Genomic DNA, 22164 nt, shown 5'->3' with positions numbered 1-22164 from the left:
TCATGCGGACAGCGCATCCGTTCTTCAAGCGGGCCGCAACATTAACGACGATCATGATTTTGGGGACAGAACTTGACATTGTTCAGAAGACAATTGCGATCAGAGCCGGTCGACCAGATGGCCGGTCCGGAGGATCTCTACGATCAGCACCTTTCATGGGGTGAGAAGAACCGCTCTCTCCGCACCTTGATCGGTTTCATCCTTCTGCTGTTTGCCTTGGCCGGCTGGACTGTTGCTGGCGTTCTGTCGTTCTCAGTGGCGCAGCTCTTTCCGCTGGTGCGCACTGAGGTTGTACCTCTGATCGTTGACCGGAACACCGGCTATATGGAAACGGTGACCACGCTTGATAAAGACCGTGCGACGGTCTCGGAAAACCAGGCCGTCCGCGCCGCCTTCGCCGGCAATTACGTCATCCGACGCGAAACCTACGATCCCCGTTATCTTTCCGACAATTTCGACATGATTGCGCTGTGGTCGGAACCGGGCTCGCAGGCCTTCAAGGACTACGAGGATTGGATGAACCCCTCCAATCCCCGAGGCCCCGTCAAGTTGCTTGGTGCGACCGGCGAAATCCGGCCGGAGATCCTCTCGGTCAATCCGCTCAATCCATCGACCATGTCTGTTCGTTTCGAGACACGTGAACGGCGTCGCGGTGGTGACGTCGTTACGCGTTGGTCGGCGACCATACGCTACCGGCAGATCAACCTGCCCGCCAGCAACCGCGTCCGCCTCTACAATCCACTCGGTTTTGTCGTGACCGAATATGCGAAAGTCCCCGAGACCATGCCCTCAGGGATTACGCCATGATGAGGCAGACGGTTTTTGTTTCTCTTTTTATGCTGCTGTGGCCGTTGGCCGTACATGCCGAACTGGTCGCGAGGCCAGGACGCCTCGATCCGAGAATACGATCGCTTCCTTATTCGGCCGAGCAGGTGTTCCTCGTGACAGGCACCTATGGACTGGTGACGACAATCCTCTTCGGAGCCGATGAGGAAATAACCCAGGTCGTAGCCGGTGACACAATCTCTTGGCAGATCCTCACCTCGGCTGATCAACGCTCCCTGACCCTGAAGCCGATGGAGAAGGATGCGGCCACCAATCTGTCCGTCGTCACGACGAAGCGAACCTACTCCTTCGACCTGCGTGTCAACGACACCAAAGCCATGCAAAACCAGACGTTCAAGCTGCGGTTCACCTATCCGGAGGATGCCGGACTAAAAGGTACGGCAGAGCTGTGGAAGCAGGCGCAGGACGCGCAATCAAACCCAAACATCAAAAACATCCGCCGTGACAAGGTCAATTACGACTACGGCTTCAAGGGAAGCGATGGAGCCAAACCGCTCTGGGTTTTTGACGATGGATTGAAGACCTTCATGAAATTCACTGGCGACATCCCGGCGATCTTCATTGTCGACGGCATGCGTCGCGAGAGCCTCGTGAACTACCGCCGCGAGGCCGATTACATCGTCATCGACAAGGTCTCGCGGCAATGGACGCTGCGTTTCGGCACCGAGAGCGAGACTTGCCTTTTCAATCTCCGCACCGCCCCTGCCGATATCCCGGCGCCAATTGAAGGCGCGGTATCGCCGAAGCGAATTGGCAGCGGAACATCCCACCAGCAATCGCTATCAAGATAGGAGGCGCGCCATGTCGGACCCCAACTACCATTCGATCGACACCGATACGTCCATTGGCGGGCAGGTGAGGCGCGGTGGAATAGGCCTGATGCGGCCGTTCGCAGTCGTTGCCGCTATTGCTGGCGTTGGTGTTGTCCTTTACTTCCTTCTGGCGGGTGGGGAAGAAGAACCGACAATCGACGCGACGCCCCGTGAGGAGTTCCGGCCGGTGCAGACGCCGAGAAACGAAGGCTTCAGGACCCCCTCACCACCGCCGCTGCCTACGGTCCAGGTTCCGGAAGCGCCACCGCCGCCGCCCCCGGCCCTGCGGGTGCCCGCCGCCGCCCCTGTCGCGCCTCCTGCCGAGGCCGATTGCTCCCGAGGCAAAAACCCGGACGACCCCAAATGCATTGAGCTGGAGCGAAAGGCCAAGCTGCTGGAACGCGTCCGCTCGTCTGCAATGGTATTCGATCAGTCGGACCAGACCAGAAGAACGTCCGCGACGTCGTCCGATGCATCAGCGAGTATGTTCGGTGCGAACAGCAACACTGGTCAATCAGGCGCCACGAGCGGAGATGCCGTCGATAGCGATCGTGCCTTCCTGAAGTCGATGAGTGGACAGGGTGTAGAGGTGTCGGCCGCCACGGAGAACCGCCGCACGGATGCCTGGATACCACAGGGGACGATGATCCGAGGGACGCTTGAGACAGCTATCAATTCCGATCTCGCCGGCATGGTGAAGGGGATTGTGCGGGAGGATGTCTATTCCTTCGATGGCCGCCGGATTTTGATTCCGGCTGGCTCATCACTGATCGGCGATTACAAATCCGGTGTCCAAAGGGGACAGGAGCGCATCCTGATTGTCTGGACACGAATGATCCGCGGCGACGGTGTCTCGGTGCAGCTCGGCTCCTATGGCACTGACCGTCTCGGCCGCTCGGGTATGACCGGCATAGTCGACAGAAAGAACTGGGAGCGGTTCGGGCCGCCGGCACTGATGACGCTGATAGGCGGCGCAACACAGTACATCGCGCAGCTTGGTCAGAGGCAGGATCGCGATGTTACCATTATCAACGACAATGGCAGCGTGACCCGAATTCCTCAGGACAATGGCGAGACATCCCAGGACCGCGCTCGCTCGATTGCCGCCGAAACCATCGCCTCGGGTATCCAACAAATGGCAGTAACGGCGTTTGAGGATTCCCGCAATATTCGTCCGACCATCCACATTCCTCAAGGTTCGGATATCAACGTCTTCGTGACGCGGGATCTCGATTTCGCGGGTCTCTATCCCGACCCGGTGCGCGAAGAGTTCGAGCGCCTTCGCAGGGTGAGATACGGGAAATGAACGCGCGTCCGCAGATCTCTGCCGAACAGCACTTTCTTGCTGAGGCACTCGAACCCATACGGGTCTTCCTCGACGACCCTGCTGTCGTGGAAATCTCCTGCCAGCGCAGCAATGAAATCTGGCTGGAGAAGATCGGTCAGCTTCGGATGGTGCGCCACGAGATCGGGGGCCTCGAACAGGACGTGATCCGCCACATGGCGTCTCGCGCCGCCTCCTTCACCAAGCAGACGGTCAATGCCGAGAATCCACTTCTGTCGGCCACGTTGACGGGTGGCGAGCGCGTTCAGTTTGTCCTGAGTCCGACCTCTGCGACCGGCCACGCATTCTCGATCCGCAAGCAGTTCATCCGACGGTTCGACCTCGACGACTATGAGAAGGCGGGGGCCTTCCACTTCACGAAGGTAACCGGAGACGATTATCTCGATGATGTCGATGTCGAACTCTCGCGACTGTTGCGGAAAGGGAAGGTACGAGATTTCCTGGAACAGGCAGCCGCCAACCATCGAAGCATGCTGATCTCCGGTGGCACGTCAACTGGAAAGACGACTTTCCTTAACACGATGCTGACTGCGATCCCGAACCACGAGCGCTTCGTCCTCATGCAGGATACGGCCGAGCTCGAGCCAAGCCAGGAAAACGTTGTTTCGTTGCTGGTTTCGAAGGGCGGGCAAGGCGAGGCGCGGGTGACGATGAGTGACCTTCTGGCCGCGGCCCTTCGCCTGCGGCCCGACCGCATCTTCATGGGCGAGCTGCGTGGCGACGAGGCATTCGACTTTCTGAACGCCATCAACACCGGTCACCCGGGCTCTATGTCAACAATCCATGCCAACTCGCCGCACCATGCTTTCAACCGGCTGTCGACGCTGGTTCTCAACAGCAATGTCCGCATGGAGCGTGACGACATCATCCGCTATATCCGCTCGATCATCCCGATCGTTGTCCAGTTGAAAAAGAGCGATGCCGCCGGCGGGCGCGGCGTCAGCGAGATCTATTTTGCCGACGAGGTTGACGAACATGGCCAGCGTGTACACGGACGGAGAGATTGACCGCCCGAAATGGACGAGCTTGCAGAAACTGTCGTTCCTGACACTGCCCGTCGCGCTTGCGGGCGTTGTCGTGATTTGGCTTGCCTTCTTCACCTTGATCTACGACGCCTATGCCGTCTCGTTCGGATCAACGTCGTATTTCGACTATGTCAGCCAGGTGCGCTTTGCTGACGCCCTTCGCTATACCTGGTCGATTATTCATACCCGCAACACTGCCGGATTGTCGCTTCTCGCATTCGCGCTTGCCTCACCATTCCTGTTCTTCCTGATGTGTCTCTGGATGCTGAAGGGCGGAAGGGCGCTGTCGCGCAAGATCCTCTACCTCCTGCATGTCCGGTCGATGTTCAGCCTGATCGCCTCAACGGCCCTCGTTTTTGCCGCAGCTTATGCCGCCGTCGCTGTTTATGGACTTGCGTTTTACCTCGTCGTCACCCGAGCTGGCGAACATGCGGAGATCGCCGGCTACTATGGCAGCCATCTCGCTGCAATGTACCAGGCTCCGTTCGGGGCGACCGACGTCGATGGCGTCTATCAGAAACCCACTCGACAGACCGTGCTTGCGACGCTTGCCGGTCTTGCCGCCGCCGCCGGGCTTGTCGGTTTTCCGATCGGCGCGACGATACAGAAGCGTCAACGGATGATCATGGGCACGGCCCGACTAGCGACCCTGAAGGATGCGGCGGACTTTCGCCTGCGCGACAAGCGCGGGATCGTACTTGGGCTGAAACAGGGGCTTCTTCTGCGCAATGACGGCGACCAGCATGTGATGCTGATCGGCTCGCCGGGCCAAGGGAAGTCGCGCGGCTTTGTCATCCCATCGATGATGAGTTTCGAAGGCTCGCAGGTCGTGCTCGACATGAGCGGCGAACTGTACGACGAGACTTCCGGTTTCCTAAAGGACAAGGGTTTTGAGACTTTTCTGCTGGCGCCGGGATCGAAATTTACCGACGGTTACAATCCGCTCGACCTGATCAGTCAGGATCCGCACCAGCGGATCACCGACTTGCAGAAATTGACCCAGATGTTGCTGCCGGAGCGGCTGCGCTCGGATTCATCCGACTTCTGGGAAGAAAGCGCGAGGATCTTGCTGACGGCCATGCTTGGCTTCGTGCTCGAATGCCCCGACACCCGCAAGTCTCTAAGCGAACTATACCGGATTCTCAACTCCATGTCCGACGAGCGCAAGGCGATCGTCCAGTTGCTTGAAAACTATGAAACGGTCCTGTCTGACCAGACGCGCATGCAACTCACCAAATTTGCCGGGCGTCATGAGAAGCTGGGAGAAGGGATTGCAGCCGAAATCGTCGCAAAGCTGAACTTCCTGCAAAACCCCCTGGTAGAGGCGCTGACCTCGATCACCACCATACCAATCGATCGCATTCGTCGCCGCAAGATGGTCATCTATATCCAGGCTGACTGGAACGCGATGCAGATCTATGAGCGGCTGATCTCAATGTTCATCCAGCAAATGGCCGACAAGCTGGTCCAGATGGGACCGTTGCCCAATGGCGAGCATGAGGTCATGATGATGCTTGACGAGTTCGGCAATGGCGGCCGCATCGACACAGTGCTGACGCTCGCCCCTCTGATCCGCAAAAACGGCGTGCGTTTCGTTTTCATTCTTCAGGATGGCGCCCAACTCGAGCGATTGTATCAGCGGTCTGGACAAAAGATCCTGATGGGGGCATCGACGATCAAGGTCTTCATGAATTTTCAAAATCAGGACGATGCGCTGGCCGTCTCGCTCGCAGCCGGGAAAACCACCGAATGGATCGAACAGTCATCCTACTCTTATCGCCATGGCCGCAGGCAGCGGTCGATCTCCAAGGTACCGGTGTCAGTCGATCTTCTTCCTGTGAACACGCTGATGATGATGAAGCCGGAAGAGGCGATCCTCCAGGTGACCGGCATGCCGGTGATGCGCATCATGAAACTGGATGGAGGCGGCGAGCGGATGTTTGCCAAAGTGCGACGGTTCAAGCCGGTGCCGAGGCCATGCCTGAAGCCCGTTGAGTGGACGATCGCTGACAGTGACCGCCTGGGTTTTCGCGCGCCGCCGGTGAGTGCTGCCACGCCGCGTGATAGGACGAGTGCCGTCGAACTTGGAGCTGATCTCAATCTTGCAGCGATCAAGCGCGCCCGAAAGCCACAAGATTTGAGCTTCATCGTTAAAGAAGGCGTTCGTCACGTTTATATTTCTTCCCTCGATGAGCTGCGACGCAGGTTGGACCTCGATGAGACTCGCCAATCTGGAGTGTCGGAGGAAAATGTAGGCGATCGGCAACAGCAGTCAGAGCGCAAGTCCGCGGATGGTGCGGCTGTGGGCAAAGATAGGCATGGTGGGGCCAAAATCGTACGCCCAAAAACTGCAGACAAGATTGATCTCGATGACGATGAAGAAAAGCTCGGCAGGAGCGTTTATTTCGGACCGCCGCCGACGCGTCGAAAGCATCACGACGGCTCATTCACAGGTGAGTCCCGCGACGGGTTGTCAGGTTCGCCCATTCTCCGACGGCAGGAAGTAAGAGAGGCATTCGGAAGCGACCTCCAGGCCTTGACTGACATCGTTTTTCGGCAGGCAGACCCAGATGTGATTGAGCCAGAAGCTCTGAATTCGGACATTGAGCTTATGTTAGACACTCTATCCCGCAGGCTCACCGAGGCCGAATCCAAAGCATGGCTTCGGGAGTACGCAGACACGGCAAGCGATCCGTTGCGCGAAGATGACGCCGAGTTCACAGGTAGTAAATGAACGCGAACTGGAATACGTGCCGCACTCCAGCGCGCCGGCGCGGATGACGAAGAAGGCCTTGTCGGAGTGCGCAGGAGAACTAGTGACGTGCATGCTCGAAAGGAGGATTTCTCCGTTTATCAAGGGCGTAGTTTTGGCTGTCATCAAAAAAAATATCCGCAAGCCTCGGGCGGGTTCAGAGCGTAACCGCCAGCGTCTGATGGAGTTTGCCAAAGCGGCCTTTGCGGAAAAGGGAACATCGGCAAGCCTTGACGATATCGCCCACGCCGCTGGTTTTGGTGTTGGCACGCTTTATCGCCATTTCCCGACACGGGAGGTGCTGACTGGCCAACTTTACGAGAAAGGGAGCTTGCGAGCCTTCGCGGTAGAATTTCATGATCTGCTTCCTCATCCTGAAATCGAGAAGTCCATTTCCGTGCCAAAATTAGCCCTCCAATATGCGATGGCTACCGGTGTTCATTTTCATGTTGTCGTGAGCAGAACTCAGTAATGAACCTTCGGCGCGGCGATTTGGCCCGCCTCTTCGTTTGGAAAGTCATCACGATCATCGCAAGCTCGCGCCCTTGATTGCGGTACACTCACAGCCCCATTGGCCGCAATTCGCGAATGAGGTCGATTAACAGCCGCAATCCTGTCGGCATCTGGTGTCGGCTCGAATAGTAGATGTGGAAGCCATCGCCCATCGAGGCCCAGTCCGACAGCACCAGCCGCAGCCGCCCGTCTGCGACGTAGGGCGCGACGAGGGGTTCGGGGAAGTACATGAGGCCGACACCGCCGAGGACCGCGATCAGTCCTGTCTCCGCCAGATCGACGGTGATCGACGTCGGGACAACAATCTGCAGCTCCTCACCGTGGCGCTCGAATTCCCAACGATAGACCCGGTCGTCGCCGAGCCGGTTGCTGATGCACCGATGCTGAAGCAGGTCGTTCGGATGTTCGGGAACGCCGAACCGATCGAGATAGTCGTGCGAAGCCGCCACCACCCAGCGCACGTCGGCCGACAGTCTTTGAGCGATCATATCCTCGGGGACCGTGCCGCCATATCGGATGCCAGCGTCGAACCCCGCATCCGTCACATCGACCATGCGATTGCTGGCCACGATATCGAGTTCGACGTCCGGGTAGCGTTCGACGAAAGCGGGAAGCACCGGGGCGAGCAGCAAATTCGCGGCTTCGACGGCAACGTTGAGGCGGATGCGGCCCGTCGGCGCATCCCGAAATCGGTTCAGCGTCTCCATCGCCGTGTCGATCACTTCGAACGGCTCGCCAATCGCGGCGGCAAGCGCTTCGCCCGCGGCGGTAAGCGTGACGCTCTTGGTCGTTCGGTTCAGCAACCGGACGCCGAGCCGGCTCTCCAGACCCTTCAAGGCATGGCTTAGAGCCGACGCGCTCACGCCGATTTCGATGGCGGCGCGGCTAAAACTGCGATGCCTGGCGATGGCCAGGAAGTAGGTCAGGTCCGCGATATCGGCGCGATTTGTCTGCATGCTACGCTCTTTCGTACGTGCCACTCATATTTGCATTCCCATCGTGAATTCCCTTCGACACGACGCCCGATGGAACGGACTGCCCCTTTGCAACGTGCCGCGCTTGTGATGCGACCGGACTGCGAAGCCACGAGCCGACGCCCGTTCGTTTCGCTCAGTTCAGCATGAAACACTGCTGAATTGCTCTCACAAGACCATGCAACGGAACCCTGTGACGCAAGCGCCGGTTCCGGTTTAGGGTCCGCGTCCGAGAGAGGCTCCGGTCAAGTCATACGACTTTGTGTCGGTCAACGGTGTTCAGCCAAAGAGTTTTGCCGCATCCGGCGCGTCACATGAAACGTCTCCCCAAGAATGACGAAAGGAAAACTGTTATGCAATACGCTCATTTGGGCCGTTCTGGCTTGAAGGTCAGCCGGCTGTGCCTCGGCATGATGAATTTCGGCGAAATAACCGATGAGCCGACCAGCTTACAGATTCTGAATGCGGCTGTGGAGGCCGGCATCAACTTCGTCGATACCGCCGATGTCTATGGCGGCCTGCAATCTCCCGGCATGGAGAAGGGCTTCGGTCTCTCCGAGGAGATTAGTAAGCGGCAAGGAAACCCCATCTGGCGCGGCTGATGCTGAGTAGGGTATTTCGGGCGTAGGAGTTCTCTGAATGTGAGGATCTATGTCTAGACCTGCGGCTAGCCTTGGGTTGATGCGAATGATCGAGGCGGTGCCCGATCGTCTTGACGGGTCGCCGCGACAGTTGCGACGGTTCTGGTCCGACGAATTCAAGGCCACAGCGGTTGAGCAGGCTTGTCAGCCCGGTGTGAACATGTCGGCAGTGGCGCGGCAGATCGGGATCTTGCCGTCTCAACTCTACCGCTGGCGTAGAGAATTGTTGGGCAGTGATGAGCCTGGACAAGCACCAGCGGCAGTTGATCCGCAGAGCGTCGCACCTGACCCCGACCCCGTCGTCGAAATCGTCATTGACGGTATCGTCGTGCGGGCCGGCCGGCATGTCGAAGAAGTGCATCTGCAGCGTGTCATCCGAGCGGTTCGCTCAGCATGATCCCCGCAGGTGTAAAGGTCTTCCTCGCCAGCCATCCCATCGACTTCCGCAAAGGGCCGGACAGCCTGCTGTCGCTGGTGCGCGATGCTGGCAGTGATCCGTTCAACGGCTCGCTTTATGTCTTCCGGGCCAAACGGGCCGACCGGATCAAGATCGTCTGGTGGGATGGATCCGGGGTCTGCCTCTACTCGAAGCGGTTGGAGAAGGCGCAGTTCTGCTGGCCGCGGATAGGCCACAACCGAGTCCAGCTCAACCATGCCCAGCTCATGGCGCTCGTTGACGGCATGGACTGGAAACGGGTGCGCTCGGTGGCGGTGAAGCCGCCGGAGATTGTTGGGTAAATGCCTGCGGCAAAGTGAATCACCCGCCTGAAAGGGCAGGCAAACCGGAGCAAAATATGCTCTGGTAGACGTCATGACGCCGCCCGATCTGCAGCTCCCGGATGATGTAGATACCCTGAAAGCCATGGTTCTTGCCATGGCCGAGAAGGCCGCGCGCACCGATGCTCTTGAGAGCGAGGTCGCAGACCTGAAAGCCAGAAACGCCGATGCTGATGAACGCATCGAACGACTGACCCAGATCCTGAAAGCCTTCGATCGTGCCCGCTTTGGCCGGCGATCGGAAAAGCTCGGCTCTCCAGGCATCGATGATGAGCAGCAGGCCTTTGTCTTCGAGGAAATCGAGACCGGCATCGCGGCGATCCGAGCCAAGGTGAACAAGGGTGCCGCCCATACCGAAAAGCGTCCGCCGCGACCGCGCAAGGGCTTTGCTCCTCATCTGGAGCGGGTCGAAGTGGTGATCGAGCCGGATGAACTGCCCGAACACATCGGCAAACAGAAGGTGCTGATCGGAGAAGACGTCTCGGAGCGACTGGACGTCGTGCCGGCGAAGTTCCGCGTCATCGTCACCCGCCGACCGAAGTATGCCTTCAAAGATGAAGACGGTGTCATTCAGGCAGCCGCACCCGCGCACATCATCGAGGGCGGCATTCCGACGGAAGCGCTTCTCGCCCAGATCGCGGTCTCGAAGTATGCCGATGGCCTTCCGCTCTATCGGCAGGAGGCAATCTATGCCCGCGACAAGGTCGAGCTTGACCGGAAGCTGATGGCTCAATGGATGGGCAAGCTCGGCTTTGAACTTGATATCCTGGCCGACTACATCCTCGCCGAGATCAAGAAGGCTGAGCGTATCTTCGCTGACGAGACAACGTTGCCGACACTCGCGCCCGGATCCGGATCGGCCAGGACGGCCTGGCTATGGGCTTATGCCCGGGATGACAGACCCTTTGGTGGCAGTAGCCCGCCGATGGTTGCCTATCGCTTCGAAGATAGCCGTGCTGGCGATCGGGTCGCCCGGCATCTGAGTGGCTATCGCGGTATTCTGCAGGTTGACGGACATGGTGCCTATAACAAGCTTGCCAGATCTGACGGAGGCAATGACGGCGTGATGCTGGCCTACTGCTGGTCCCATAGCAGGCGCAAGTTCTACGAGCTCCACGCCTCAGACAGCTCCAGGATCGCCACCGAGACGGTGGAACTGATGGCGAAGCTCTGGCAGGTGGAAGAAACGGCCCGCGGCCAAAGCCCTGACGCCCGTGTCGCCGCGCGCCAGGCGACATCTGCTGCGGTTGTCACGGAGCTCTTCGCCCTCTGGCAGAAGACGCTACCGCGGATCTCCGGCAAGTCGAAGCTGGCCGAGGCGATCCGCTATACCACCTCGCGTCGCTCCATCTTCGAGCGCTTTCTCACCGACGGCCGCATCGAGCTCGACAACAACATAGTTGAGCGCGCAATCAGGCCCCAGACAATTACGAGAAAGAACAGCCTCTTCGCCGGCAGCGATGGCGGCGGCAGGACATGGGCGACAATCGCGACGCTGCTGCAGACTGCAAAGATGAATTCTGTCGATCCCCAGGCCTGGCTGACGCAAACACTCGAGCGCCTCGCAAATGGCTGGCCTAGTAGCGAAATCGATGTCCTTATGCCGTGGAGCTACAAGGCCTGAACGGCCTCAGCTTGCCGCTTACGGAGATTATCGGCCGCTGGACGGCCGAGCGCGGCAGGAAACGACATCGTGCTGGCTACCAAGGTCTATCAGCCGATGGGTCTCGGCCCGAACGACCGGCGGCTGTCGACGCTGATATCCGGCGCGCCTGCGAAGATAGCCTGCGGCGCCTGAAGACGGATCACATCGATGTCTACCAGATGCACCACGTCGACCGCTTCACGCCGTGGGAAGAAATCTGCAGGCGATGGAGCTTCTGGTGCAGCAGGACAAGGTCATCTACGTCGGCAGCAGGAACTTCGCCGGATGGGACATCGCGACGGCCCAGGGCGCGGCGAGCCAGCGCAATTTCATGGGGCTCGTCGCCGAACAGAGCCTCTACAATCTCTCAGCGCGAACCGTCGAGCTTGAGGTGATCCCGGCCTGCCGCCACTACGGCCTCGGGCTCATCCCCTGGAGCCCGCTCGGCGGCGGCTTGCTGGGCGGCATTTTGAAGAAGGCGGCATCGGGACGCCGGGAGCGTCCGGCGATGAAGGAAACGATCGAGCGCTATCGCCCGAAACTGGAGGCGTATGAGGCGCTTTGCGAAGACCTCGGCGAGCAGCCGGTAGACGTCGGTCTGGCGTGCCTGCTTCACAATCCCGTCGTGACGGCCACGCTTGTCGGACCACGCACGGTCGAACAGCTCACGCAGACGCTGCGCGCCGCAGACATCTCACTCTCCGAAGACACGATGAAGTGCCTGGATGAGATCTGGCCCGGTCCCGGCGGAGAAGCGCCGCAAGCCTACGCCTGGTAATCGTTCGGCGGCCATCAAGCCCGCGCTGTTCATGACATTGGAAGTCGAATGAAGCCGGAAGGTTTCGTTTCTTCAGTATCGCGGCATGCGCGGGCTTTTGCTTTCCGATCATCTAATCAACCCGGTCTGCGCTCTCTTCGTTTAATGAGCGCTCTTCAAAGGTCCATGCAGCATTTCAAGGGTAACCGCATCGGCTCTTTCGCACTAACTTTCACAATGAAGCGTGAACAATAAAGGCGGTGCGGGATGAATCGACGCGATTTTTTGAAAGCTGAACTGGAGCTCGCCGCCTCACTTGGCAGCGGCTTGCTTACGGCCAGCCCCGCGCAGGCGCAAACTGCCAGCAAGCCGCATAGAACCGATATCAAGACGCTGCTGATCGCTTCCCACCCGTATCCCGAACGATCCGTCATGATCAAGGGATTGCAGCACGCGGCCGAAAGCATCGACGGTGTCACGGTGCGCAATCTGGAAACCATCTACGGTTTCGACACTCGCGCCATCAAGGACGACGAAGAGCGCGAACTCACCAGGTCGCATGATCGTATCGTTTTCCTGTTCCCGACCCACTGGTTCAACATCACGCCGATGATGAGAGCCTATCTGAACGACGTGTGGGGCAGCGTCGGTCCGGGCTTGTGGCAGGGCAAGGAAATGCTCGTGGTCACGACCGCAGGCGGCGGGGCCTCAACCTACGGCTCTTCGGGCAGGATCGGCATCGATCTTGCGGACGTCTTTTGGCCGATGAAAGCCAGCGCGCTGCATTGCGGCATGACCCATCTGCCGCCACTGGCGTTTCAGGCAGTCACTCCGTCGGAACTACCCCAATATCAGCAGCAATTGATCGAGCGGCTTCAAAGCTGAAGCTACGGCCTCATCGCGAGCGCCAAAACCATAACACCGGGAGACCGAATTGAAACGCTTCATCGCATCAATCTTAGGAGTCATCATCATGGCAACCACCGCACACGCACAGCAGCCCAATCCCGAAGGTCGCCACTTTTCGCCGGATCAGGTCCGGTCCGTTGCCCCGGCGCTTGAGCAATACACGCAGGACCGCCTTTACGGCGACGTCTGGAAGCGGCCCGGCCTGAACCCGCGCGACCGCAGCCTGGTCACGATTGCCGCGCTCATCGCCCGTGGCGAGGCGCCGGCACTGACCTACTATGCCGATCAGGCGCTTGAGAACGGCGTAAAGCCGGCGGAAATCTCGGAGACCATCACCCATCTCGCCTACTATTCCGGCTGGGGCAAGGCGATGGCCGCCATCGGACCGGTTAGCGAAGTCTTCACCAAGCGCGGCATCGGGACGGATCAGCTCCCGAAGGCCGATCCCACACCGCTGCGGCTCGACGAAGCCGCGGAATCCGCGCGTTCGACGAATGTTGGAAACCAGTTCGGCAAGGTCGCGCCCGGCCTCGTCCAGTACACCACCGACTATCTCTTCCGCGATCTGTGGCTGCGCCCGGACCTCGCGCCGCGCGACCGCAGCCTCGTTACCGTCGCCGCACTGATTTCGGTCGGTCAGGTAGAGCAGATCACCTTCCATCTGAACAAGGCGATGGATAACGGCCTCACCGAGGAGCAGGCGGCGGAAGTCATCACGCATCTGGCCTTCTACGCCGGTTGGCCCAACGCCATGTCAGCTCTGCCGGTGGCAAAGACAATCTTCGAGAAGCGGCGCGGCTGATGCGGCCGGGTGGCACAGCGAATCGTTGTGACACCGTGCGCCAGAGATACCCACCCTCGGAAAGGAGCAAAAGGCCATGCAATCCCTCATCGCCCCAACGCTGGTCACTATGGCCAGTATCACACCGACGCTCGCGCAGACCATCGAGATCACCCCGAACGGCTCGACCCCATCGGTCATCGGCACACCTGACCAGTTCACGGGTCAGGTCGTGATCACTCCGATGTTTCCCGCGACCGACGCCACGCGCTCAACCATGGGCGAAGTCACTTTTGCGCCGGGGGCGCGGACCGCGTGGCACACCCACCCGGCAGGCCAGTTGCTCATCGTCACATCAGGCAAAGGGTGGGTCCAGCAGCAGGACGATCCGCGCCGCGAGATGAACGCCGGCGATGCAGTCTGGATTCCTGCTGGCGTGAAGCACTGGCACGGCGCGACCGACACGACTGCAATGCGCCACATCGCGGTTAGCTATATGCATGACGGCAAGAACGTCGACTGGCTGGAGCCGGTAACGGACGATCAGTTCCGCCCATGACGGTCAGGCCGGCCTTCCGGCCAACCTTTACGGCGTGGGTTTGTGAATGCTGCTCACAACCGCATGAACATTGCGGCAGCTAATCAGCAAGGGTTTTGGTTGCTAGATTTCCGGAAATGTTTTCCGCTCATGCGTCGACACGGAACATTCTCGGGAGCAAAGCAGATGGAAGGCGCTCGCAAAGGTGACGCCATGTCGATGATCCGAAGAACCATTCCAATCGCCGCCGCCTGCCTTTTCGCCGGCGCCGCCGCTCACAGCCAGACCACACAAGAAACCATGAAGATCAAATTCACGCTCAACGGCACGCCTGTCGCCGCCGTCCTCGAGGACAACGCCACCACACGCGATTTCCTCGCCTTGCTTCCGCTCAAGGTGAAGCTCGAAGACTATGCCGCGACCGAGAAGATCGCCTATCTGCGGTCGAAGCTCAGCACGCGCGGCGCGCCCTCCGCGACCGACCCCAAAGCCGGCGACGTCACCTACTACGCGCCGTGGGGAAATCTGGCGCTGTTCCACAAGGACTTCCGTCGTTCTCCCGGCCTCGTGAAGCTCGGCCGCATCGTTGAGGGCTTCAACGCCCTCAGGGTCGCCGGCACCTCGGAAGTCACAATCGAGCGCGTCAACGCGCAATGAGCGGGCGACCGCGCGGATAAAGGAAGACCGCTATGACGACATGGCCCAGGGATGAGATCGAGCGCATCGCCGCGACCGATGACCTGCACATCGCCCCGTTTCGGGAGGACGGCAACACCTTTGGCACGCTAACCTGGATCTGGTCGGTGGTGGTCGATAGCGGCCTCTATGTGCGCGGCTACAACGGGCAGGAGTCGCGCTGGTATCAGGCCGCGATCCGGCAGCGTGCCGGGCGCATCACCGCCGCCGGCATGACGAAGGAGATCATGTTCGAGCCGGTCGAAGGCGCGATCAACGACCGGATCGATGACGCCTATCGTCAGAAATACAGCACCAGCCCCTATCTCGCGCCCATGGTCAGCGATCGAGCCCGCGCGGCGACGGTCCGGGTGATGCCGAAAGAATGAGGAGACCTGCAATGGAAAAGCGCAAACTCGGACAGGGCCTCGAAGTCTCGGCGCTCTCGCTCGGCTGCATGGGTTATGGCAAGGCCCGCGAGATACCGGACCGGCCGCAGATGATCGCGCTGCTGCGCGAAGCGGTTGATCTCGGCATGGATTTTTTCGACACCGCCGAGGTCTATGGCCCGTGGACGAATGAAGAAATGGTCGGCGAAGCCTTCGCCGGCATCCGCGACAAGGTGAAGATCGCGACCAAGTTCGGCTGGGACATCGATCAGTCAACAGGCGAGCATCGCGGCGGCGTCAACAGCAAGCCAGCCCAGATCCGCGCCGCCGTGGATGGCAGCCTGAAGCGGCTGGGGACTGATTACATTGATCTCCTCTATCAGCACCGCGTCGACCCGGAGGTGTCGATGGAAGACGTGGCCGACACGGTCAAGGACCTGATCGCGGCCGGCAAGGTGCGCTATTTCGGCCTGTCGGAGGCGAGCACGCAGTCCATCCGCCGCGCCCATGCCGTCCAGCCGGTCGCGGCCTTGCAGAGCGAATATTCGCTGTGGACCCGCGAGCCCGAGGCCGAGATCATTCCGACGCTGGAGGAGCTTGGCATCGGCTTCGTGCCCTTCAGCCCGCTCGGCAAGGGTTTTCTAACCGGCAAGATCGATGTGAACACGACGTTCAGCGACAACGACTTCCGCAACCAGATTCCGCGGTTCGCGCCGGACGCGCGCGAAACCAATCAAGCGCTCGTGGATATTATTCGCTCGGTCGGCGAGCGTATTGGCGCGACCCCGGCGCAAGTGGCGCTGGCATGGATCTTGGCGCAAAGGCCCTGGATCGCGCCGCTGTTCGGAACGCGCAGCAGCGAGCGGTTGCAGGAAAACATCGGTGCGTTGTCGCTAACACTCTCAGCCGACGACCTCAATCATCTCGACACCGGGTCGGCGGCCATCAAGATCGAAGGCGCGCGCTATCCCGAGGCGATGCTGCGGCGTTCGGGTCTGTAACGGGCGAAGACGCCCGAGGAAGAACAATGTCCATGACCATGCCCAAGCGGTCGGCCTCGCCGACCAATCGCTCCCGCTGTCCCTGATGGCGTCGGTCTTCGCCGTCTTCCTGGTCGCGGGCGCAGCACTCCCGGCTTGCCGCTGCACATCCATGACGGGCTCGGCTTCGGTCCCTTCATCGATTGCTTGTGAATTGCATGGTTTGAAGTATGATCAACGACCGGTTTATGCTTTGGACACCGGGGAGCGCAGTCGACATCGGGTGACGGAATGACCTATCGAGTTTCAACGATATTTCGAAGCGCCGTGATGGCGCGCGTTGCCGTCAATTCCTCGGCATCGCTTTCTAGACGCAGGATCGTGATTGCCGTCGGGGATAGTGGCTGATGCCTCGTGTGAAACGCCAGCCTCCGGTCGAGGCCGTCGATATTTCGACACTCGATTCTCTGTCGTTCCAAGAGAGGCTTGCCATTGGCCTCGAACGGCTGAAGGCTGAACGTAAGGTGACGAACCGTGAGTTGGCTGAGCAACTCGGGGTGCACGAAGCATACATTTCGCAGGTGACGCGAGCGATGCGAGACGTCAAGCTCTCGACGCTCGACAAGATGCAGCGAGAGTGGAATGTCCTCATCGAGGATTTGCTTAAGATCACTGAAGATGACCTCCCTCGGATAGCGGTCTGGAAAGCCCGCCGCAAGAAACAGAAAACCGCCGGGACGGACTCGTGATCGCGTGGTCAGCAGATGCCGTCCGGCAGCTGCTAGTGGTTCAAGTTGAACCAGAACCGCTCTTTTATGCCTTCGCTGTTTGGAATATCGAAATAGAAGGGATCCGCGCGGCGGGGGCGGGGAGTTGCAATCTGCTTGGTGCAGCTGTCGCCAACCCCACTCAAATTCCGATTGATCGTCAAACCCCCTGACCTGGTACCGCCGTTACGCTGGCCCGACGGCCGGCAAATATTGACGGTCTCGATGCACTGGTCAGGTTCGCTCCGCGAACTGTTGTCGCCGCCTCGTGACGAATAGCCCACTGTGGTTCCAGAAGGGCAATCCTCGTAATCCTCGTGGCCAGGCTTTCCCGCTTTTGCCTCTTGGCAAATGGGCCAGGAAAAGCCGGGTCTGGACATCGCGTCGATGAGCTTTCGCATCGGTGGAACGCAATAGGGGACACCGTGCCAGGACGGGTTTTTCGATGCGGCACATAGCAGAACTTGGCAACCCCAGTCCGCGCCCTGTGCTTTTGCAGACATCGCCGAAAGTGAGCCTATCAAACCTGTGGCCAAGAACATGACCATTTTCACAGCCGGTCTCCTTTGATTGGTCTACTGCATTTGCACCCAGGCGCCGTCGATTTTTGCAAACGACAGGGTGCCGGGCTGGGTCCCCCCCGCAAATGAGCCGCTTGTGGTGGTGATGACGCCGGTACAGGTGACACCGGGCACCGCCTGCCGAAGCCGGCATTCCGAAATCCGGATCGAACGACCAGATTTGGCGATCGCGGCGCTTGCCTCCGTGTCGCTCGGGAATTCAAACGCCCATTGTTTCTGTCCGAATTCCTTTTCGAGCCGCACGATCTCCTGCTCAAGCTCTGCTGTCCTGTCAGTCCGTTGCAGGTGGCCGACCGTGTAACCACCTGCCGATCCAACAACGAACACGATACCGACGCTCGCAAGCCATCCATGGCCCAGTTTCGTCATGGGCAATTTCAATACCCTTCGATGCCAAGCCGTTTCAGGATCGCTATGGGATTTGTTTCGCAATCCGATTTCCATTCACGTTGCTTGGCGCAGGCATAGGCGTATTGGCTAAGGTCGGCCGAAGACAGGTCTGCCAGCTTGTTGCCGACCGCTTTCCATTGCTGCACGTCCGCCGGATCGCAGCCAGCGCCGCCTGCCCCGCAAAAGTCCGGATCCCGTCGTTCGATTTGTGCTTTGGTGGCGCCGTCCTGCGCGCGGGCTGCATACGGAAGAACTGAAAGCAAGATCAGAATAATAGCCGAAGTCTGGAAAGGGCTTTTCATTTAACCTCCATGCACTCGCGTGAGGGACAAGGCGCTGTTGGGAATGACGGACAAGGGTAGGGGACGGTGCTCTTCGGAGGCCTGCGCCTGGCCGTCGGACTGCTCAACGGGCACCTGCGATACATTGTTGAGCCAGGGAGGAGATAAATCGGCCGAGGACCAGATGCCGAAGCCAAGCCCTCTCGCTCTTCTCTCAATGTCGAAATAAGCGGGGATCTGAGGCTCGTTGGGATAGTTGAAGGCGTAGCCGATCCCTTCCGCAATGGCCGTCTCCGCGAGGTTTGTCTCGCCTACAAAGCAATGGGCGATCAGATTGTTGTTGGTATCGCGACCGATTGGCGCGCAATTGACGTCCTGGCCAAGGGTTCGCAGGATCATCCACGCGCGCGTGACCTCCCCAGCCGGCCATGTTATGCCGTCGCTCGTCGCCACCTGCTTGAGACGAGGGGCTTCGAAGCCGGCCAGCCGCACGAGTTGACGGCTCTTGATGAAATCGAACGTAGTGCCGTCGATAACCTGAACCTTGCCAAATATCTGACGCGGAATGTCGGAGGAACGAGCCTGCCCCAGCGAGCCCGTTGGAGCGAGAGCGAGTAAAATCATCGAGATCGTGATAACCTTCATCGTGACACCCCGGCTTGTTGCATCAGCACCGAAACAGGGTGCGGCATGTCGGGATAGGCCCAGAGCCCTGCGCGGGCCGCACGCGCGCTTTCCTCAGCGATCCTGTAGCCAGGAACAATGAGTTGGCCGGTGATATCGACAGCGGCAAATCCCCATCCTTGCGCTATAATATAGGTCGCGAGATCATAGCGATGCGCGCCCGCCGTCGTCTGGCATGCGACCACCACATTGCTCTGGTCAATCATTTGAATGTTGGTGCAAACAGGTTTTGTGTCTCTGATCAGAGCCTGCATCATGATCACGTTCAGTTCCCCGCAGTCGCGCGAAGCCCCTGCAGACAGGGTGACGGTGGTTCCGCGCACGCATGCCTGCAAACCATAAAGGCGATACCGCTTGCTGCCGGAGATCCAGCTATCGCCGGTCTCGAACTGCGCGTGGCTCGGAAACGGCACGAACGCGGAAGATGGTGGCTGCGCCGCGTCCCTGGTCCCAGGAGAGCTATCTTGCGCCGCCTGAACGCGAACAACTGGTGGAGAAGGAGGGTGCACTTGCCGCAATTCGTTACCGGCAAGCGTCGGGAGGATGACAATACCTGTGTAGAGGCCGGAAGCTGCGATTGTGGACATAAACATCAAGGCTCCGATCCGCATCAATGCCTTGTCGGATTGGCGCGGTAACGCTCACCGTAGGGCTGGAGAAAACTGAGACTGGCCCCGATTTCGGCTTTGGTCGCCCGTGCGGCGTCTTCCACCTGCGAATAAACCGGGAAGACGGGCTGGCCGGCACTGTCACCGAAGGCGAAGGCCACGCCCTTGCTGATCAGCACTTCCGAGAGAGACCGTGCGGTATCTCCATCCATGAAAACGCATTCAGCATATGATACCATTAACCGGCCGCGGGTCCGCCCGAGCTCGTGACAGGGGAATGCGTTTCCGGCGAATTGCTGGACGTCTGAGATGGTCACAGTCATCGCTGCAAGCGAGACGATGGAGCGGGTTGCCACAAAGTCTGCGTATTCGAGCGGCTCGATTGAAAGGCCGCCCTGGACTTCGGCTAGCCTTACGATCTTTCCACCTGCTGCGAGAAATGCGCTTCCGCTGAGCGCGGCGTTTGGGATGACACTCTGAAAATCAAGTTGCGTTGCGGCCGATGACGTGTCGAGCGGTATCGGCGATGCGGGGATCGGATCACGCCCCGACACATAGGCGTTCCGATAGCTGACGAACTCAGCATTCGTGTCGGCCCAGCTTGTCTCGGATTTCAAGATCAGGGCACCAATAGGGCTGAGAATGAAGTGGCATAAGCCCCGCCATGCGTCAATTTTCATGTTCGCACCCGTCACCTGTTGACTTTTTCGAATATGCACGAAATTGTACTGCAGTGCAAGTATTGAGCGGCCGTGAAGTTTGAGGCAAGGTTGGTCACAGGCCCAATTTGCGTGTGGAGACAAGAAGATGTCGATCTATAAAAAAGCTCTCATGGCCTTCACTCTTCCAATCCGCGCCGTCTGGTTGCTGCTCCAGATCGCGTGCTTCCTCCTGGTGTCGATGGCATGCATTTTGGTTGCGGCCTTTGTCGGCTACTGGATTGTGTTGACGTTTTCCTATGCCTTTTTACCGCTGGAAACGACCGGGAGCGTCTGGCAATGGGCCAGCAACCTCTATGCTGAATCTGCGTGGTTTAGAGCCGGGACAATCACATCGTTCCTGCTGCTCGTTTTGCCAATTCTTCGATTTTGGCCGGGGAGGGATCCTGTTTCCGAGGCGGCACGAACGCTCGAAACGATGCGGCTTAATGAGGGGCTTATCGCAGCCCGGCAACAGGAGGAGGCACGGGCAAAGCTTCGTGGCCGGTGAAGGATCGTGTTCCCTCGTATGAGATGGGAGCAACGACAACTGCCAAGCTGGGTTCAGATCTTCCGCTTACGGGCGCGCAAGCGATCGCGATCCAGACGTCGGCAAAATGGGTGAGAAATGTCATGGCAGTAAAACCCCTCTCTCTCGCCATATCGACCTTCAAGGGCGGGGCCGGGAAGTCGACCCTAAACGTCAATCTCGCTGCGGAGTTTGCACAGCAAGGCCACAAGACGCTGCTGATCGATTGCGACGAACAGGAATCGTCGACGCGCTGGTACAATGTCTCCATGAAGCGGGGCCTATTGCCGGCAGACGGGTCATTGTTGCATCTGCGCGTGGCTCCTAAAGACAGGTTTCGTGAGCGGCTGGACAACGCGCCCGAGGCGGCAATCCGGATCTACGATGTCGGCGGGTACGTGCATCAGCGCGCGATCGAAGTCTACCACGAGTGTGATGCTATCCTTATTCCAGTGATTCCCGAGCCAACGGCAGCTACGTCAGCCATCAAGGTGGCTACCATATTAACGGAAATAGGTCGGAAGCGGGATCACGGGCCGATCCCTTACGCGGCGATCTGGAACTACGTGGACATGATTGCCCTCAAGCACAATCGATCGCTTCCCGAGGTTCACGCGATCTTGGCGAGCGGCCGGATACCCGTGGTCGAAACGGTCGTCCGTAAGAGCAATCATTTCAGCGACGTGGGAGCCGGTTACGGTTCCCTTTACTCGAAACTCGCCGGCATCTTGAACAACCCGGCCTTGACGCCGTCAGCCAAACGGCGGGCGTCGGAAAGCGTGCTCGACGCAATCGATCTCGTGAAAAAGATCAACAACGAGTTTATCGGTCTGCTGCAGGCGGAGGCGTAAGATGTCGAGGGAAAGAACGTCGGCCGGCAACATTCTCGCCCGTGTCCAATCAACGGAGGAAAAAGCGAAGGACATCGAGGAGGCAGCAACTTCTTACATGCCAACAAATATAGACCTCGAAACGCTGATGCCCGATGGTTCTGCTTCTGCACAGGCGAAAACCGTTCTTTCGGAGCCAGATTCTTCGAAGACCCGAATACCGGCCAGCCTTGAAAACAAGCGAGGATCGGAGTCCAAGGCGCCCAGGACAGCGGCTCGTGCGTCAGTAAAACGGAAACGGGTATCGCTTTATCTCGATGACGATGTGTTGACGAAGATTTTTTGCGTGTCCTTGGAGCAGCACGAGCAACTGTCCTCAGCGACCCATCGCTTGATTCTGGAAGCCCTTAAAGCAAGGGGGCTGTAGATCGAAATGA

At 59.2% G+C, this 22164-nt stretch carries 25 protein-coding genes and 3 pseudogenes; 21 read left to right on the top strand and 7 right to left on the bottom strand.

Translation table 11 applies throughout. The features are described from left to right. Positions 1 to 72 precede the first annotated feature (72 nt). The 6 genes and pseudogenes from QE453_RS23140 to QE453_RS23115 all read left to right on the top strand — a co-directional run. Entirely contained in the window at positions 73 to 807 is a 735-nt protein-coding gene (locus tag QE453_RS23140) for a virB8 family protein (RefSeq protein WP_100911733.1), read from the top strand. Next, positions 804 to 1637 (top strand): TrbG/VirB9 family P-type conjugative transfer protein, encoded by an 834-nt coding sequence (locus QE453_RS23135; RefSeq protein WP_142187731.1) that lies wholly within the window; start codon positions 804 to 806, stop codon positions 1635 to 1637. The genes QE453_RS23140 and QE453_RS23135 overlap by 4 nt, the downstream gene beginning before the upstream one ends. Before the next feature lie 10 nt (positions 1638 to 1647). Next, positions 1648 to 2964 (top strand): type IV secretion system protein VirB10, encoded by a 1317-nt coding sequence (gene virB10, locus QE453_RS23130; protein ID WP_309778268.1) that lies wholly within the window; start codon positions 1648 to 1650, stop codon positions 2962 to 2964. Next, positions 2961 to 4010, top strand: a complete 1050-nt coding sequence (gene virB11 / locus QE453_RS23125; RefSeq protein WP_142187729.1) for a P-type DNA transfer ATPase VirB11 — start codon at positions 2961 to 2963, stop codon at positions 4008 to 4010. The genes virB10 and virB11 overlap by 4 nt, the downstream gene beginning before the upstream one ends. Further along, on the top strand, positions 3979 to 6762 hold the full coding sequence (locus tag QE453_RS23120; protein WP_142187728.1) for a type IV secretory system conjugative DNA transfer family protein: 2784 nt from the start codon (positions 3979 to 3981) through the stop codon (positions 6760 to 6762). The genes virB11 and QE453_RS23120 overlap by 32 nt, the downstream gene beginning before the upstream one ends. 199 nt (positions 6763 to 6961) lie before the next feature. Continuing rightward, positions 6962 to 7085 (top strand): annotated as a pseudogene (locus tag QE453_RS23115) (helix-turn-helix domain-containing protein); the annotation flags it as partial. Between the two features lie 255 nt (positions 7086 to 7340). On the opposite strand, the gene QE453_RS23110 reads toward QE453_RS23115, so the two are convergent. Beyond that, positions 7341 to 8249 (bottom strand): LysR family transcriptional regulator, encoded by a 909-nt coding sequence (locus QE453_RS23110; protein ID WP_142187727.1) that lies wholly within the window; start codon positions 8247 to 8249, stop codon positions 7341 to 7343. Positions 8250 to 8620: 371 nt separating this feature from the next. On the opposite strand from QE453_RS23110, the pseudogene QE453_RS23105 reads away from it, so the two are divergent. The 12 genes and pseudogenes from QE453_RS23105 to QE453_RS23050 all read left to right on the top strand — a co-directional run. Next, positions 8621 to 8842, top strand: a pseudogene (locus tag QE453_RS23105) (aldo/keto reductase); the annotation flags it as partial. A 76-nt stretch (positions 8843 to 8918) separates the two neighbouring features. Further along, positions 8919 to 9305, top strand: a complete 387-nt coding sequence (locus QE453_RS23100; RefSeq protein ID WP_309776123.1) for a transposase — start codon at positions 8919 to 8921, stop codon at positions 9303 to 9305. Further along, positions 9302 to 9646: an IS66 family insertion sequence element accessory protein TnpB gene (tnpB, locus tag QE453_RS23095; RefSeq protein WP_309776121.1), complete on the top strand. Its 345-nt coding sequence runs from the start codon at positions 9302 to 9304 to the stop codon at positions 9644 to 9646. The genes QE453_RS23100 and tnpB overlap by 4 nt, the downstream gene beginning before the upstream one ends. A 73-nt stretch (positions 9647 to 9719) precedes the next feature. Next, positions 9720 to 11309 carry an IS66 family transposase gene (tnpC, locus tag QE453_RS23090; protein ID WP_309776119.1) on the top strand — a complete coding sequence of 530 codons (1590 nt, stop codon included), beginning with the start codon at positions 9720 to 9722 and terminating at the stop codon, positions 11307 to 11309. Between the two features lie 137 nt (positions 11310 to 11446). Next, a pseudogene (locus QE453_RS23085) lies at positions 11447 to 12108 on the top strand (aldo/keto reductase). Positions 12109 to 12354: 246 nt separating this feature from the next. Continuing rightward, complete coding sequence (locus QE453_RS23080; RefSeq protein WP_142188019.1) at positions 12355 to 12972, top strand: NAD(P)H-dependent oxidoreductase; 618 nt, start codon at positions 12355 to 12357, stop codon at positions 12970 to 12972. 49 nt (positions 12973 to 13021) lie between these two features. Beyond that, entirely contained in the window at positions 13022 to 13798 is a 777-nt protein-coding gene (locus QE453_RS23075; RefSeq protein WP_309778263.1) for a carboxymuconolactone decarboxylase family protein, read from the top strand. Positions 13799 to 13874: 76 nt separating this feature from the next. Beyond that, the gene (locus tag QE453_RS23070) at positions 13875 to 14336 is read left to right on the top strand and encodes a cupin domain-containing protein (protein WP_142188018.1); all 462 of its coding nucleotides are present in this window, start codon (positions 13875 to 13877) and stop codon (positions 14334 to 14336) included. Positions 14337 to 14501: 165 nt separating this feature from the next. Then, a complete protein-coding gene (locus tag QE453_RS23065; RefSeq protein ID WP_309778260.1) occupies positions 14502 to 14972 on the top strand; it encodes a cyclophilin-like fold protein in 471 nt (156 codons plus the stop codon). A gap of 32 nt (positions 14973 to 15004) precedes the next feature. Further along, positions 15005 to 15379 (top strand): DUF2255 family protein, encoded by a 375-nt coding sequence (locus tag QE453_RS23060; RefSeq protein WP_142188017.1) that lies wholly within the window; start codon positions 15005 to 15007, stop codon positions 15377 to 15379. Between the two features lie 11 nt (positions 15380 to 15390). Continuing rightward, entirely contained in the window at positions 15391 to 16380 is a 990-nt protein-coding gene (locus QE453_RS23055) for an aldo/keto reductase (RefSeq protein WP_142188016.1), read from the top strand. A gap of 386 nt (positions 16381 to 16766) precedes the next feature. Next, the gene (locus tag QE453_RS23050; protein ID WP_142188015.1) at positions 16767 to 17108 is read left to right on the top strand and encodes a helix-turn-helix domain-containing protein; all 342 of its coding nucleotides are present in this window, start codon (positions 16767 to 16769) and stop codon (positions 17106 to 17108) included. A gap of 32 nt (positions 17109 to 17140) precedes the next feature. On the opposite strand, the gene QE453_RS23045 is transcribed toward QE453_RS23050, so the two are convergent. Genes QE453_RS23045 through QE453_RS23020 form a run of 6 tightly spaced genes read right to left on the bottom strand, consistent with a single transcriptional unit; the run spans position 17141 to position 20287 of the window. Beyond that, positions 17141 to 17674, bottom strand: a complete 534-nt coding sequence (locus tag QE453_RS23045) for a hypothetical protein (protein WP_309778695.1) — start codon at positions 17672 to 17674, stop codon at positions 17141 to 17143. 27 nt (positions 17675 to 17701) lie between these two features. Continuing rightward, positions 17702 to 18076, bottom strand: coding sequence for a hypothetical protein (locus QE453_RS23040; protein ID WP_142188014.1), 375 nt, complete (start codon positions 18074 to 18076; stop codon positions 17702 to 17704). Between the two features lie 8 nt (positions 18077 to 18084). Then, the gene (locus QE453_RS23035; RefSeq protein ID WP_309778257.1) at positions 18085 to 18399 is read right to left on the bottom strand and encodes a hypothetical protein; all 315 of its coding nucleotides are present in this window, start codon (positions 18397 to 18399) and stop codon (positions 18085 to 18087) included. After that, a complete protein-coding gene (locus QE453_RS23030; protein ID WP_142188012.1) occupies positions 18400 to 19023 on the bottom strand; it encodes a thermonuclease family protein in 624 nt (207 codons plus the stop codon). It abuts the gene before it with no gap. Next, on the bottom strand, positions 19020 to 19655 hold the full coding sequence (locus QE453_RS23025; RefSeq protein ID WP_142188011.1) for a thermonuclease family protein: 636 nt from the start codon (positions 19653 to 19655) through the stop codon (positions 19020 to 19022). Before QE453_RS23025 ends, QE453_RS23030 begins: the two co-directional genes overlap by 4 nt. A gap of 17 nt (positions 19656 to 19672) precedes the next feature. After that, a complete protein-coding gene (locus QE453_RS23020) occupies positions 19673 to 20287 on the bottom strand; it encodes a nuclease (protein WP_309778255.1) in 615 nt (204 codons plus the stop codon). Positions 20288 to 20477: 190 nt separating this feature from the next. On the opposite strand from QE453_RS23020, the gene QE453_RS23015 reads away from it, so the two are divergent. From QE453_RS23015 to QE453_RS23005, 3 genes are all read left to right on the top strand, one after another. Continuing rightward, complete coding sequence (locus QE453_RS23015; protein WP_142188009.1) at positions 20478 to 20879, top strand: hypothetical protein; 402 nt, start codon at positions 20478 to 20480, stop codon at positions 20877 to 20879. Between the two features lie 122 nt (positions 20880 to 21001). Next, the gene (locus tag QE453_RS23010; RefSeq protein WP_142188008.1) at positions 21002 to 21748 is read left to right on the top strand and encodes a ParA family protein; all 747 of its coding nucleotides are present in this window, start codon (positions 21002 to 21004) and stop codon (positions 21746 to 21748) included. 1 nt (position 21749) lies between these two features. Next, positions 21750 to 22154 carry a hypothetical protein gene (locus QE453_RS23005; RefSeq protein WP_142188007.1) on the top strand — a complete coding sequence of 135 codons (405 nt, stop codon included), beginning with the start codon at positions 21750 to 21752 and terminating at the stop codon, positions 22152 to 22154. Positions 22155 to 22164: the final 10 nt, after the last annotated feature.

Origin of the sequence: Agrobacterium sp. SORGH_AS_0440, from assembly GCF_031453135.1 — a bacterium.
Classification (GTDB): Bacteria; Pseudomonadota; Alphaproteobacteria; order Rhizobiales; family Rhizobiaceae; genus Agrobacterium; species Agrobacterium pusense.
Note: the sequence above shows the minus strand (reverse complement) of the source record. Positions and strands in the feature narration are given on the sequence as shown.